This is a genomic window from Mycobacterium sp. IEC1808 (genome assembly GCF_002101935.1).
GTDB lineage: Bacteria > Actinomycetota > Actinomycetes > Mycobacteriales > Mycobacteriaceae > Mycobacterium.
Genome location: NZ_LQPV01000068.1, coordinates 129490 through 143253, shown reverse-complemented (window position 1 = coordinate 143253; position 13764 = coordinate 129490). Strand labels below are relative to the sequence as shown.

Annotated in this window: 14 protein-coding genes and 1 tRNA gene; 9 read left to right on the top strand and 6 right to left on the bottom strand. The window is 68.5% G+C overall.

Annotated features, from left to right (window positions below):
- Window positions 1–4 precede the first annotated feature (4 nt).
- On the bottom strand, window positions 5–751 hold the full coding sequence (locus AWB92_RS26975; protein WP_085191130.1) for an SDR family oxidoreductase: 747 nt from the start codon (window positions 749–751) through the stop codon (window positions 5–7).
- A 141-nt stretch (window positions 752–892) separates the two neighbouring features.
- Between AWB92_RS26975 and AWB92_RS26970 the strand changes: the two genes are divergently transcribed.
- From AWB92_RS26970 to AWB92_RS26945, 6 genes are read left to right on the top strand one after another with little or no spacing between them, the layout of a single operon-like run.
- Window positions 893–1333 carry a DUF402 domain-containing protein gene (locus AWB92_RS26970; RefSeq protein ID WP_085191128.1) on the top strand — a complete coding sequence of 147 codons (441 nt, stop codon included), beginning with the start codon at window positions 893–895 and terminating at the stop codon, window positions 1331–1333.
- 37 nt (window positions 1334–1370) lie between these two features.
- On the top strand, window positions 1371–1808 hold the full coding sequence (locus tag AWB92_RS26965; protein WP_085191126.1) for a hypothetical protein: 438 nt from the start codon (window positions 1371–1373) through the stop codon (window positions 1806–1808).
- Window positions 1805–2803, top strand: coding sequence for a non-homologous end-joining DNA ligase (ligD, locus tag AWB92_RS26960; RefSeq protein WP_085191124.1), 999 nt, complete (start codon window positions 1805–1807; stop codon window positions 2801–2803). The genes AWB92_RS26965 and ligD (AWB92_RS26960) overlap by 4 nt, the downstream gene beginning before the upstream one ends.
- On the top strand, window positions 2800–3687 hold the full coding sequence (gene ligD, locus AWB92_RS26955) for a non-homologous end-joining DNA ligase (protein WP_085191122.1): 888 nt from the start codon (window positions 2800–2802) through the stop codon (window positions 3685–3687). Before ligD (AWB92_RS26960) ends, ligD (AWB92_RS26955) begins: the two co-directional genes overlap by 4 nt.
- Entirely contained in the window at window positions 3680–4459 is a 780-nt protein-coding gene (locus tag AWB92_RS26950; protein ID WP_085191120.1) for a DNA-formamidopyrimidine glycosylase family protein, read from the top strand. Before ligD (AWB92_RS26955) ends, AWB92_RS26950 begins: the two co-directional genes overlap by 8 nt.
- Window positions 4460–4470: 11 nt before the next feature.
- Window positions 4471–4887 carry a hypothetical protein gene (locus AWB92_RS26945; RefSeq protein WP_085191117.1) on the top strand — a complete coding sequence of 139 codons (417 nt, stop codon included), beginning with the start codon at window positions 4471–4473 and terminating at the stop codon, window positions 4885–4887.
- A gap of 151 nt (window positions 4888–5038) precedes the next feature.
- On the opposite strand, the gene coaE is transcribed toward AWB92_RS26945, so the two are convergent.
- The 4 genes from coaE to AWB92_RS26925 form a co-directional block, all read right to left on the bottom strand.
- On the bottom strand, window positions 5039–6253 hold the full coding sequence (gene coaE / locus AWB92_RS26940) for a dephospho-CoA kinase (RefSeq protein ID WP_085191115.1): 1215 nt from the start codon (window positions 6251–6253) through the stop codon (window positions 5039–5041).
- A gap of 12 nt (window positions 6254–6265) precedes the next feature.
- Window positions 6266–7711, bottom strand: a complete 1446-nt coding sequence (gene rpsA, locus AWB92_RS26935; protein WP_068107161.1) for a 30S ribosomal protein S1 — start codon at window positions 7709–7711, stop codon at window positions 6266–6268.
- Window positions 7712–7925: 214 nt separating this feature from the next.
- Window positions 7926–10601: a DNA polymerase I gene (gene polA, locus AWB92_RS26930; RefSeq protein ID WP_142282347.1), complete on the bottom strand. Its 2676-nt coding sequence runs from the start codon at window positions 10599–10601 to the stop codon at window positions 7926–7928.
- A gap of 106 nt (window positions 10602–10707) precedes the next feature.
- Window positions 10708–10995 carry an antibiotic biosynthesis monooxygenase gene (locus AWB92_RS26925; protein ID WP_085191111.1) on the bottom strand — a complete coding sequence of 96 codons (288 nt, stop codon included), beginning with the start codon at window positions 10993–10995 and terminating at the stop codon, window positions 10708–10710.
- 131 nt (window positions 10996–11126) lie between these two features.
- On the opposite strand from AWB92_RS26925, the gene AWB92_RS26920 reads away from it, so the two are divergent.
- Together AWB92_RS26920 and AWB92_RS26915 are read left to right on the top strand one after the other, a co-directional pair.
- The gene (locus AWB92_RS26920) at window positions 11127–11570 is read left to right on the top strand and encodes a Zn-ribbon domain-containing OB-fold protein (protein WP_068177589.1); all 444 of its coding nucleotides are present in this window, start codon (window positions 11127–11129) and stop codon (window positions 11568–11570) included.
- A complete protein-coding gene (locus AWB92_RS26915) occupies window positions 11567–12766 on the top strand; it encodes a lipid-transfer protein (RefSeq protein ID WP_068177743.1) in 1200 nt (399 codons plus the stop codon). Before AWB92_RS26920 ends, AWB92_RS26915 begins: the two co-directional genes overlap by 4 nt.
- A gap of 193 nt (window positions 12767–12959) precedes the next feature.
- Here AWB92_RS26915 and AWB92_RS26910 read toward each other — a convergent pair whose 3' ends face one another.
- Window positions 12960–13589 carry an ANTAR domain-containing response regulator gene (locus AWB92_RS26910; RefSeq protein WP_158090418.1) on the bottom strand — a complete coding sequence of 210 codons (630 nt, stop codon included), beginning with the start codon at window positions 13587–13589 and terminating at the stop codon, window positions 12960–12962.
- A 94-nt stretch (window positions 13590–13683) separates the two neighbouring features.
- Here AWB92_RS26910 and AWB92_RS26905 point away from each other — a divergent pair.
- Window positions 13684–13757, top strand: a tRNA-Leu gene (locus AWB92_RS26905).
- Window positions 13758–13764: the final 7 nt, after the last annotated feature.

Sequence of the window (13764 nt, the reverse complement as noted above, 5' to 3'; positions counted from 1 at the left end):
GACCCTAGATCTGCTCCGCGCCGCCGTCGACGAACAACTCGCTGCCGGTCATGAAACTGCTTTCGTCCGACGCGAGGAAAAGCACCGCCGCGGCGACCTCTTCGGGCCTGCCCAGGCGGCCCATCGGGACCTTGGCTGCCTCGGTTTCGCGTAGCTCCTGCTCGCGTCCGGCCGGCGCCAGTCCCAGCAACCCCGGCGTCTCGACCGGTCCGGGAACGATCGTGTTGACCCGAATCCCGCGGCCGACGAGTTCGGCCGCCCAGGTCCGCCCGAACGAGCGGATCGCCGCCTTGGTCGCCGCGTACACGCTGAACGCCGGGGTCCCGTTGTAGGCCGCGGTCGAGCCGGTCAGCACGATCGACGAGCCGCGGTTGAGCAGCGGCAGCATGGCCTGCACGGTGAACAACGTGCCACCCACGTTGGTCATGAACGTGGACGTGAAGTGTTCCAGCGAAATGTCGCCCAGCGCCGCGAATTCTCCGCCGCCCGCGTTGGCGAAGAGCACGTCGAGGCCGTCCCCGCGGGACGCGATGGCGTCGGCGATTGCCGACACGTCATCGAGGTTGGCCACGTCGGCGCTGATGCCGGTCGCCCGGTCACCGATCGAAGCCACCGCGGCGTCGATGGTGTCCTGATTACGACCGGTCAGGAAGACATGGGCGCCCGCGTCGGCAAGCCGCTGCGCGGTCGCCAACCCGATGCCCGAATTCCCGCCGGTGACGAGCGCTGTCTTCCCGCTGAGGTCGCTCACTGTGTCCCTACCGCTTGGCCGTACTCATTCGACATGGTGCTGCCTCCCAACCGCCCCAACAACTAGAGTGGGTCAATCCATCCCCCCAAACACGAGACGTTCGACCTGGTCGCCCGCACCAACACCGATCCGAAGGGCATCGTGCGGGCCGTCGACGAGTACGTCGTGCACCCGTGGGGGCTCTACCTCGCCCGCCCCACGCCGGGCCGCCCGCAGTTCCACTACCTCGAATCCTGGCTGCTGCCGTCGTTAGGCTTGCGCGCCACCGTCTTTCACTTCAACCCTGGGCACGAACGCGACCAGGACTACTACCTCGACGTGGGCGAATACACGCCGGGCGGTGACGTGTGGCATTCGGAGGACCACTACCTCGACATCGTCGTCCGGACCGGCTCCGGCGCCGAGCTGGCCGACGTCGACGAGCTGCTGGACGCCGTGCGCCACGGCCTGCTGACGCCGGAGGTGGCCGAACGGGCAGTGCGGCGCGCCGTGGTCGCCATCGACGGCCTGGCCCGCAACGGCTACGCCCTTTCCCGCTGGCTGGCCACCCGTGGCATGGAGCTGACCTGGCGTGACGCATAGCCCGTTTCCTCACGCGACCCACGGGTATCACTTGGGGATGCGTTTGATCGACCACCGACGCAAACGCCGGCCCGGCCAGGACCCGCGTTTCGTCGTCGAGCGGCAGGGGGCGGCCAGCGACCACTACTACCTTCGCCTCGAGATCGATGGCGTGCTGGTCTCCTGGGCGATCCCCGACCACAGCCGGATTGCCCGCCGCACGGAGGACCTCCCGCTCAAAGCCGCCGAGCGCGACGTCGACGGCGACGGCGGCACCTATGTCAACGCGACGCCTTACGACATGGGCGAATGCCTTGAGCGCGGCCATCTTTCGTTCTTCCTGTGCGGCGAGTGGGTGCGCGGCTGGTACACGCTGACCCGCATCCGGGACGGCGATCACGAGACGTGGCTGCTGATCAGGCGCAAAGACGACGAGGACGCCGACACGCTGCGTCAGCCGGCGCTGACCGGCCACTCACTGGACGACGTGTCATGACCGACGTCGCCGCCCTGCCCGCACCGGTGCGCGCGGCGCTGCACGACGAACCGGTGCCCGACTGGCGGCCTCCCACGCTGGCCACCCTGACCGACCGGCGGTTCTCCGATCCGCAGTGGATATTCGAGCGCAAATTCGACGGGATGCGCTGCCTGAGCTTTCGCGACGGTGACCGGGTGCGACTCCTGTCGCGAAATCGGCAGCCGCTCAACGGAACCTATCCCGAGCTCGTGGACGCGCTCGGCGCCCAGCGCACCACGCGGTTCGCCGTGGACGGCGAGGTGGTGGCGTTCGCCGGCCGACGCACCAGCTTCGAACGGCTGCAGGCCCGGCTGGGCATCACCGACCCCGAGGTGGCCCGCGCGTCACCGGTCCGTGTCTTCTACTACGTGTTCGACCTGCTGCACGTCGACGGCAAGTCGACCACCGATGTGCCGCAGCTGTGGCGAAAGAAACTGCTGCGCAAGGCGATTGACTTCGGCGATCCGCTACGTTTCGCGGTGCATCGGGTCGAGGACGGGATCGGCGCCTACGAGGCGGCATGCAAACGCGGCGACGAGGGCGTGATCGCCAAGCGGACCGACGCCACGTACGAAGGCGGCCGGTCGAAGAACTGGCTGAAATTCAAATGCGTTCGCGACCAGGAATTCGTCGTCGGCGGCTACACCAGCCCGAAGGGCAGCCGCATCGAGTTGGGGGCGCTGCTGCTCGGCTACCACGACGGTCGCGACCTGGTCTATGCCGGCAAGGTGGGAACCGGGTTCGACGAACCCACGCTGCGGAGCCTGCACGAGCGGCTGTCCCCCCTCGAGCAGGACGAGCCACCGTTCACCCGGGGTCTGGTGCGCGAGAACGGCGCCCACTGGGTGCGCCCCGAGGTGGTGGCCCAGATCGGGTTTGCCGAGTGGACCCGCGACGGCAAGCTGCGTCACCCGCGATACCAGGGGCTGCGCACCGACAAGGACGCGTCCGACGTGGTGCGGGAGACGCGGTGACGCCGCGCGTCGAGGTCACCCACCCGGACCGGGTGATGTTCCCCAAGGACGGGATCACCAAGGGCGAGCTGGTCGACTACTACGGCGAGGTGGCCGACGCGATGCTGCCGCACCTGCGGGACCGGGCGCTTACCGTGCAGCGGTTCCCGCGCGGCATCGGCGAACAAGGTTGGGTGCAGCAGGATTTCGCCGATTCGTTGCCCGACTGGATGGGCCGGGTGGAGGTCGGCAAAGAGGGCGGCACCGTGGTGCATCCCGTGGCGGAGCGTCCCGAGGCGCTGCGCTGGCTGGCCAACCAGAACTGCGTCACGCTGCACGTGTGGCAGTCGCGGCGGGACCGGCTGCACAAGCCCGACCGGCTGGTGTTCGACCTCGACCCCTCCGACAGCGACTTCGCGGTGGTGCGGGCGACGGCCCACGCGGCGGCCGGGGTCCTGGACGACCTCGGGCTGGCGCGCTACGTGCAGACCACCGGGTCGCGCGGCTTGCACGTGGTGGTGCCGCTGCGTCCCGACACCGATTTCGACACCGTGCGCCAATTCGCGCGCGAGGTCGCCGAGGTGGTGGTGGCCGACGACCCCGCGCATCGCACCCTGGAAGCCCGCAAGGACAACCGCGGCCACCGCGTGTACCTCGACATCATGCGAAACGCCTACGCGCAGACGGCGGTTGCACCGTATTCGGTCCGGGCCCGGGCGGGCGCGCCGGTGGCGACCCCGCTGGAGTGGGACGAGCTGGACATGCGGGGCCTTCGGGCGGACCGATTCACCATCCGCGATCTCCCCAAACGGCTTGCCGGGCAGGGCGATCCGTGGGCCGGCATGTGCCGGCGCGCTCGCTCGTTGAAGGGTCCCGCGCAGCGGGTGGCCAAGCTTCGTGCCTGAACTGCCCGACGTGGAGGGCTTTCGGCGCGAGTTGGCCGACGCGCTACCCGGCCGGCGGATCCGGGGCGTGCAGGTCCGCGATCCGGGCATCCTGCGAAACACCACCGCCGACGCGCTCGGCCGTCGGCTCGACGGCCACCGCTTCGATCGCCCACGCCGGCACGGCAAGTGGCTGATGCTGCCGACGGCCGGCCCCACGCTGCTGGTGCACAGCGGGATGACCGGGCGCCCGTACTACGCCGCCGACGGCGCCGAGCGCGAGCCATACGAGCGCCTGGTGATCGCGCTGGATCGCGGCGAACTGCGCTATGCCGACCTGCGCAAGCTGCGTGGGGTGTGGCTGGCCGACGACGACGAGGACGTCGCGCACGTGACGGGCCCGCAGGGCCCCGACGCCCTGGGCCTCGGCCTGCCGGCGTTCCGCGAGGCGCTGCGCGACCGGTCCGGGCGGCTGAAGCCGACGCTGATGGATCAGGCGGTGATCGCGGGGCTCGGCAACCTGCTCACCGACGAGATCTGCTGGCGGGCCCGGATCGCGCCGGCCCGCCCCATCCCGCAACTCGAGGCCGACGACGTCAAGCGCCTGCACGCCGCGATGACGCAGGTGCTGCGCACGGCGGTGCCGCACGGTCGGGTGCCCGGCCTGCCGCGGTGGCTCACCCGGGTGCGCGACGACCCCGACCCGTCCTGTCCGCGCTGCGGCACCCGCCTCGCGCGTGCCCGGGTCGCCGGACGGACGTCGTTGTGGTGCCCGCGCTGTCAGGCCGGGTAATCTCGGCTGCTATGAGCCCCAGCAACCACCGATGGATGGCAATCACTGCCTTGACCGCCATCGCGGCCGGGTCCCAGCTAAGCCCGGCGACCGCGAGGGCGGACTTGCACAACATCACCTACCGCGCCCGGATCGACGCGCTGACCACCGGTAGTCAGGCCATTTTCGTGATCAATGGCAACCGGGCGAACAGCACCAACCTTCCGTCGATGCCGGGCAACGTGTTCGAGGCCAACACGGTGTTGCCCGATCCGCAGCAGGCCGGGATGCAGATCGTGCTGCATTTCCCCTACTCGGCGAATGTGCACTGCGAGATCGACGTGGACGACAACGTTTTCACACAGCTCGATCAGTTCGTCAGACCAACGCCCGGTAATTCCGACCCCAAGAACGGCATGCTGCAGTGCGGTGCGCCCATACCCGCCTAACCGCGGGAATCACATCCGCCACACAAGCCTCTCCGCCGAACCATTGCCCGTTGTGTCCACCTCGTAGCGACAAGCGGATTAGTCGCTATGAGGTGGACATGACGCGTACCACCTCCCCCGGAGGCGCGTGGGGCTGTTGTGAAAGTTGGCGCTAGGGCTGCCATCCGGTTGAGTCGGCCCACTTCCAGGCCCGCCGGTAGGCCTCGGCAAACCATGGTTCCTTCGCGTCGACATAGCGCGAGATGTCACCGCCCGCGGCCTGTTCGGCCTTGAGCTTGACGGCCAGGTAGTCGGCGCGGGCGCCGACGTCGGCCCGCAGCCAGGCTACGAACAGCAGGGCGAACTGCTGTCCCGGCCAGCCTTCCACCCTGACGTGCACATTGGTTGGCCGGCCCGGGTCGGCGGATGCGTGAATCCGCTTGTGCCACAGGCCGGGATCGTCGCTGTGGTCGTAGCGCTCGACGGTGCTGCGGGCGTCGATCCGGGCGGTGTCCTCGGTGATGTGCTCCAGGCGCGGGTAGCCGGCCGCCAACAAGGGTTCGGCGAGTTCGTCGGCGACCGCGAGCGATTCGACGGTGATCTGCATGTCGATGACGTCCTTGGCGTCCAAGGCGGGCAGCGCGGTGGAGCCGATGTGGTCGACGCGAATCGCCCGATGGCCGCACGCGGTCTGCAGCCGGCCGGCGATCCGGCGCGCCTGGTCCGGCCAGCTCGGGTCGGCCGGCACGAGACGCACGGGCGCCCTGGCGATCTGGCGCGCGCTCAGGTTGTGGGCGAACGGCAGGATGCGGTCGATCCAGACGTCGCGGGCCCGCTGCGCCAGCTCCTCCGGGCTGCCCGAGTTGTCCAGCCAGACGTCGGCGACGGCGCGGCGCTGCTCGTCGTCGGCCTGCGCGGCGATCCGGGCGCGGGCGTCGTCCTCGGGCATGCCGCGTTGCTCGACCAGCCGTCGCACCCGCACCTCGACGTCGGCGTGCACGACCACGACGAGCGGGAACAGCGGCGCCATCCCCGACTCCACCAGCAGCGGAATGTCCTCGACGACAACAGAATCCGCGGGCACCGACGCGATGATCTCGGAGCGCCGCTTGCCCACCAGCGGATGCACGATCCCGTTGAGCTTCTGGCGCGCCTCGTCGTCACGAAAGGCCTTGGCGGCCAACGCGGGACGATCGAGCGACCCGTCGGGCGTCAGGATGTCGTCGCCGAACGCCTCGACGAGCGCCTTCAGGCCCTCGGTGCCCGGCTCGACCACCTCGCGCGCGATGACGTCTCCGTCGACGATGACGGCACCGAACTTCGCGAAGGTCGACGAGACCGCCGACTTGCCGGCGCCGATGCCACCGGTCAACCCGATGCGCAGCATCCCTGAACGCCGCTAGGCGTTGCCGGCGAGCTTTTCCCGCAGGGCCGCCAACTGGGCGTCGCTGGCGAGCGATCCACCCGCCGCCTTCTCCGACGACGCGCCGTTGCCCGGCGCCGAATCGCCGGCGGTGTGGGCGGCCGACTCGGCCGCGGCGAACTTCTCCATCTGCGCAGTGTGCATCTTGTGCCGGCGCTCCGCCTCGGCGTAGCGCGCCTCCCATTCGTTGCGCTGGGCGTCGAATCCCTCGAGCCATTCGTTGGTCTCGGAGTCGAAGCCCTCGGGGAAGATGTAGTTGCCCTGCTCGTCGTAGCTGTCGGCCATGCCGTACTTCGCCGGGTCGAATTCCTCGGTGTAGTCCTCGTTGGCCTGCTTGAGCGACAACGAGATTCGGCGGCGCTCCAGGTCGATGTCGATGACCTTGACCATCGCGTCGTCGCCGACGGCGACCACCTGGTCGGGCACCTCGACGTGGCGCTCGGCCAGCTCGGAGATGTGCACCAGGCCCTCGATGCCCTCCTCGACGCGGACGAACGCGCCGAACGGAACCAGCTTGGTGACCTTGCCGGGCACGATCTGGCCGATGGCGTGCGTGCGGGCGAAGTGGCGCCACGGGTCTTCCTGGGTCGCCTTGAGCGACAACGAAACCCGCTCGCGGTCCATGTCGACGTCGAGCACCTCGACGGTGACCTCGTCGCCCACCTGCACCACCTCGGACGGGTGGTCGATGTGCTTCCAGGACAGCTCGGAGACGTGCACCAGGCCGTCCACCCCACCGAGGTCGACGAACGCGCCGAAGTTGACGATGGACGAGACCACACCCTTGCGGATGCTGCCCTTCTGCAGCTGGTTGAGGAACTCGCTGCGCACCTCGGACTGGGTCTGCTCGAGCCAGGCCCGGCGGGACAGCACCACGTTGTTGCGGTTCTTGTCCAGCTCGATGATCTTGGCCTCGATCTCCTTGCCGATGTACGGCTGCAGGTCGCGGACGCGGCGCATCTCGACGAGCGAGGCGGGCAGGAAGCCGCGCAATCCGATGTCGAGGATCAGGCCGCCCTTGACGACCTCGATGACGGTGCCCTTGACGGCCTCGTCCTTCTCCTTGAGCGCCTCGATGGTGCCCCAGGCGCGCTCGTACTGGGCGCGCTTCTTGGACAGGATCAGCCGGCCCTCTTTGTCCTCTTTGGTGAGAACCAGGGCCTCGACCTCATCGCCGACGGAAACGACCTCGTTGGGGTCGACGTCGTGCTTGATGGAGAGCTCGCGGGCGGGGATGACCCCTTCGGTCTTGTAGCCGATGTCGAGGAGCACCTCGTCCCGGTCAACTTTGACGATCGTGCCCTCGACGATGTCGCCATCGTTGAAGTACTTGATCGTTTTGTCTATTGCGGCGAGAAAATCCTCGCTCGAGCCAATGTCGTTGACGGCTACTTGCGGCGAGGTGACGGCGGGACTCGGCATGTTGTTGGGTTGCTCCGGACAGGTTGGGTCGTAGGGACAAAATGGATTTACCCGTTGAGGCTACTCGACAGGGCACTAGCTGGACAAACTCGGCCTCGAAGCCAAGACAGCCAAGGCGACGCAAATGTAACGCCACGGCGAATTTTCGGCCGGATTTTCGTCCCCAACGTTACACCGGGCGGGCCTCAGTGCGCGGCCGTGTCCGATCGCCGCGCTAGTGCGCGGCGGTGTCCCATGAGCGGCCGTAACCGACCGAGACCTCGAGCGGGACGTCGAGCGGGTAGGCGCCGCCCATCTTCTCGCGCGCCAGCGCCTCAAGGACCTCTCGCTCACCCGGCGCGACTTCGAACAACAGTTCGTCGTGCACCTGCAGCAGCATCCGGGAGGCCAGCCCGGCCTGCTTGATGGCCTTGTCGACCTCGATCATGGCCACCTTGATGATGTCGGCCGCGCTGCCCTGGATGGGCGCGTTGAGCGCGGCCCGCTCGGCGGCCTCCCTGACCTGGCGGTTGCTGCTGTCCAGCTCGGGCAGGTAGCGGCGGCGGCCCAGCACCGTGGAGGTGTAGCCGTCCTTGCGGGCCTGCTCCACGACGTCCATCAGGTAGTCGCGGACGCCTCCGAACCGGGCGAAGTAGGCGTCCATCTGGTCCTTGGCTTCCTCGGTCGAGATCTTCAGTTGCTGCGACAGCCCGTAGGCGCTCAACCCGTAGGCCAGCCCGTACGACATCGCCTTGACCCGGCGGCGCAGCTCGGCGGTGACCTCCTCGATCGGCACCCCGAACGCCCGGGAGGCGACGAACGAGTGCAGGTCCTCCCCGGTGTTGAACGCCTCGATCAGGCCTTCGTCCCGCGACAGGTGCGCCATGATCCGCATCTCGATCTGGCTGTAGTCCGCCGTCATCAGCTCTTCATAGGAAAAGTTGGGGCCCTTGCCGACGACGAACCCGTCCCGGATCTGCCGGCCTTCCTCGGTGCGGATCGGGATGTTCTGCAGGTTGGGCTCCGTCGACGACAGCCGGCCGGTCGCCGCGATGGTCTGGTTGAACGTGGTGTGGATGCGGCCGTCGGCGGCCACCGAGTTCAGCAGCCCGTCGACGGTGACCTTGAGCCGGGTGACGTCGCGGTGGGCCAGCAGGTGCTGCAGGAACGGATGGCCGGTCTTGTCGAACAGCGACTGCAGGGCATCGGCGTCGGTGGTGTATCCGGTCTTGGTCCGCTTGGTCTTCGGCATCCCAAGCTCGTCGAACAGCACCACCTGCAGCTGCTTGGGCGAGCCCAGGTTGATCTGCTTGCCGATCACGGCGTAGGCGGCCTCGGCGGCGTCGCGGATCTGGTCGGCGAACTGGCTCTGCAGCTCGCCCAGCAGCCGTAGATCGACGGCGATCCCGGCGCTTTCCATGTCGGCCAGGACGTGCTGCACGGGCAGCTCCATCTCGCCCAGCAGGGCGGTGGAGTCGATGCGATCCAGCTCGGCGTCCAGCGCGTCGGCGAGGTCGACCACGGCCCGGGCGCGCAGGATCAGGGTCGCGACGGCCTGCTCGTCCACGCCCTCCATGTCGTCGAGCAACGAAAGCTGTTGCTGCTCAGGGGTTTCCGCGCGCAGCTCGCGGCGCAGGTAGCGCAGCGACAGGTCGTCGAGGGCGAAGCTGCGCTGCCCCGGGCGCACCAGGTAGGCGGCCAGCGCGGTGTCGGAGGTGACGCCGTTCAGCGTCCAGCCGCGGCCCGCCAGGTCGTGGATGGCCAGCTTGGCCTCGTGCAGCGCTTTGGGTTTCGCGGGGTCGGCCAGCCAGGCCGCCAGCGCGGCGTCGTCGTCGGGGGTCAGCGTCGCGGTGTCGATGTAGGCGCCGTCACCGTCGGCGGCCGCGATGCCCAGCCCGGTGGCGTCCCCGCCGTGCGGCAGGTGGGTGCCCGCGACGGCCAGTCCCGCCCGGCGCCCGTCGGCGGCGTGCGCGGCCAGCCATTGGCCGACGGTGCCGGGCTCGAGCGCGTCGCCGCGCACGTCGAAGCCCTCGTCGACCTCGGGCTCGACGGCGACGAGGGTCTCGAACAGCCGGTCGCGCAGCACCCGGAACTCCAGGTCGTCGAACAGCCGGTGGATCTGGTCGCGGTCCCAGGGCTGCAGCCGCAGCGTGTCCGGGGTTTGGGCCAGCGGCACGTCTTTGACGAGATCGGTGAGCTCGCGGTTGCGGATGACGCTGGCCAAGTTGGCGCGCAGCGCGTCGCCCACCTTGCCGCGGACCGAGTCGACGTTGTCGACCAGCGCCTGCAGGGAGCCGTACTCGGCAATCCACTTCGAGGCGGTCTTCTCCCCCACCCCGGGAATGCCGGGCAGGTTGTCGCTGGGATCGCCGCGCAGCGCCGCGAAGTCGGGGTACTGCCGCGGGGTCAGCCCGTACTTTTCCACGACGGCCTCGGGCGTGAAGCGGGTCAGTTCGCTGACGCCCTTGCGCGGGTACAGCACCGTGACGTCGTCGCTGACGAGTTGCAGGGAGTCGCGATCACCGCTGACCACCAGCACGCGGTAGCCCTCGTTCTCGGCCTGGGTGGCCAGCGTCGCGATGAGGTCGTCGGCCTCGAATCCCGGCTCCGAGAGCACCGTGATGCCCAGCGCGTTGAGCACTTCCTTGGTGATGTCGATCTGGCCGTGGAATTCGTCCGGCGTCGACGACCGGTTGGCCTTGTATTCGGGGTATCGCTCGGAGCGGAAAGTCTGCCGCGAAACGTCGAACGCCGCGGCGATGTGCGTCGGCGCCTCGTCGCGCAGCAGGTTGATCAGCATGGCGGTGAAGCCGTAGACCGCGTTGGTGGTCAGCCCGCCGCGGGTCTTGAAGTTCTCGGCCGGCAGCGCGTAGAACGCCCGGAACGCCAGCGAATTGCCGTCCAGCAGCATCAGAGTCGGCTTGATTTGGTCCTCGGTGGCGAGGGCTGCGGAATCTGCCTTGTCGCCGGCGGTCCTTGCTGGGCTCACGGCCCTACTCTAGGCATCGCTCACGACATCAAGTCAGCGGCCGCTCAGCGCCCACGTCGTACTCGGAAACCGACGCGCCAACGATCGAACCCTGTTGTTCATCACTGGGCCCGGTGCCGCGGAATGCATCGACGGCCGCCCGCGACTCCCAGCGTTCGAAGATGTCGATGCGACTCGGATCGAGCAGGTCGGCGCTGATCGCGAAGTCGAGGCAGCCTGGGGTTCGGCGGGCTTGCTGCACCACTGCCCTACATCCGGTCAGATAGCTGTCTCGCCGAAGTGGCTCGACGACAAGGTAGCCCGCGACGATCACCATTTGACGCTCCTTTCGTTGCATCAAAGCTCTGCCCGATTTGACCGTCGAGACCCGCCAAAGTCATCGGTGCAACGCCGCGGCGGAACTGCAACACGTTTCAGTTTTGTATTGGGGCTGGGTAGTCTGGCCGAGTGCCCGAGGTCACCAGCCAACAACCCGCGATCGACGGATGGTTCGCCACCGACGACGCCGGTAATGCCCATTTGATCGGCAGCAAGTGCCCCGAGTGCGGCACGTATGTCTTCCCGCCGCGCGAGAACAACTGCCCCAACCCGGCGTGTGCCAGCGACACGCTGGAGCCGGTCGCGTTGTCGACCCGGGGGACGCTGTGGAGCTACACGGAGAACCGGTATCCGCCGCCGGCGCCATACCCCGCCCCGGACCCCTTCGAGCCGTTCGCCATCGCGGCGGTGGAGCTGGCCGAGGAGGGACTGATCGTGCTGGGCAAGGTCGTCGAGGGCACGCTGGCCGAGGATTTGAAGGTCGGCATGGAGATGGAGCTGACCACCATGCCGCTGTACACCGACGACGACGGCGTGCAGCGCCTCGTCCATGCGTGGAGGATCTCGTCATGAGCCCTGAACCGCTGTACATCCTCGGCGCCGGCATGCACCCCTGGGGAAAGTGGGGCCGCGACTTCACCGAATACGGCGTGGTCGCGGCGCGCGCCGCCCTGGCCGAGGCCGGCCTGGACTGGCGGCAGATCCAGCTCGTCGCCGGGGCCGACACCATCCGCAACGGCTACCCGGGGTTCATCGCCGGGTCGACGTTCGCGCAGAAGCTGGGCTGGAACGGGGTCCCGGTCAGCTCCAGCTACGCCGCGTGCGCCAGCGGTTCGCAGGCGCTGCAGAGCGCCCGGGCGCAGATCCTGGCCGGCTTCTGCGACGTCGCGCTGGTGATCGGCGCCGACACCACCCCGAAGGGCGCCTTCGCCCCCGTCGGCGGCGAGCGCAAAAACGACCCGGACTGGCAGCGGTTCCACCTCATCGGGGCGATGAACCCGGTCTACTTCGCGCTGCTCGCCCGGCGCCGGATGGATCTCTACGGCGCGACGCCCGAGGACTTCGCACAGGTCAAGGTGAAGAACTCCCGACACGGCCTGCAGAACCCAAATGCCCGCTACCGCAAGGAATCCTCGGTCGACGACGTGTTCGCCAGCCCCGTGGTGGCCGACCCGCTGCGGCAGCTCGACATCTGCGCCACGTCCGACGGCGCCGCCGCGCTGATCGTGGCCAGCGCCGAATTCGCCCGCAAGCACCTCGGCTCGCTCGACGGCGTCCCGTCGGTGCGCGCGGTCAGCACCGTGACACCCCGCTACCCGCAGCACCTGCCCGAATTGCCCGACATCGCAACGGATTCCACCGCGGCGGTGCCCGCTCCGGAGCGGGTGTTCAAGGACCAGATCCTCGACGCCGCGTACGCCGAGGCGGGCATCGGACCCGAAGACGTCAGCCTGGCCGAGGTCTATGACCTGTCCACCGCGCTGGAGCTCGACTGGTACGAACACCTGGGCCTGTGCGCCAAGGGCGAGGCCGAGGCGCTGCTGCGCAGCGGCGCCACCACCATCGGCGGCAAGGTCCCGGTCAACCCGTCCGGCGGGCTGGCGTGCTTCGGGGAGGCCATTCCCGCCCAGGCGATCGCGCAGGTCTGCGAGTTGACCTGGCAGCTGCGCGGCCAGGCGACCGGCCGTCAGGTGGAGGGCGCGACCGTCGGCGTCACCGCCAACCAGGGCCTGTTCGGCCACGGCTCGTCGGTGATCGTCGCCCGCTAGTTCGCTCGGTTTGCGCCGAGACTGCAACCAGAGCGTCGAATCGCCCAAATTCGCGATCTGAGCGCAGTCTCGGCGCGGTTCGCCGTCGCGTGTGAACTGACGGTTTACGGTGTGTACTCAGGGCGGGATTTGAGCGGTTTTATCGCCCTGGATACACACGCAAAGCCGTCACCACACACTCAAAGCCGCGGCGCTACTCAGAAGAGGCGTCCTTGGGCGCGTCGCCGAGGGTCTCCAGCACCACCTCGGCCACCCGCTTCATGGTGGTCCGCCGGTCCATCGCCGCGCGCTGGATCCACTTGAACGCCTCGGGCTCGGTCATGCCCTGCTTGGTCTGCAGCAGGCCCTTGGCCCGCTCGACGAGCTTGCGGGTCTCCAGCCGGTCGGACAGCGTCGCCACTTCGCGTTCCAGCTCGCTGATCTCGGCGAACCGGCTGACCGCCAATTCGATCGCCGGGATCAGGTCGCTGATCGTGAACGGCTTCACCAGGTAGGCCATCGCGCCGGCGTCGCGGGCACGCTCGACCAGGTCGCGCTGGCTGAACGCGGTCAGCACCACGATCGGCGCGATGCGCTTGCTGGCAATCTCCGAGGCCGCGTCGATGCCGTCGCGGCGTGGCATCTTCACGTCCATGATCACCAGGTCCGGCTTGTGGCGCTCGGCGAGTTCGACGGCCTCCTGGCCGTCGCCCGCCTCGCCGACGATCTCGTAGCCCTCCTCTCGGAGCATCTCGGCCAGGTCCAGCCGGATGAGCGCTTCGTCTTCCGCGATCAGGACCCGGCGCGGCACAGCGGCGTCGGTGTCGGTCTTGGGGCCTGTCATGACGGACATTGTGTCGTGCACCCCCGTCACCTGCGAACTCGGGGGCGGTGAGAACAGATCGGCGCACCGATCCTCTATGGTGGGAGGCTGCCCAGCCCTCGTATCCCAACTGGCAGAGGAAACGGACTCAAAACCCGTCCAGTGTGGGTTCGAATCCCACCGAGGGCACTCCACT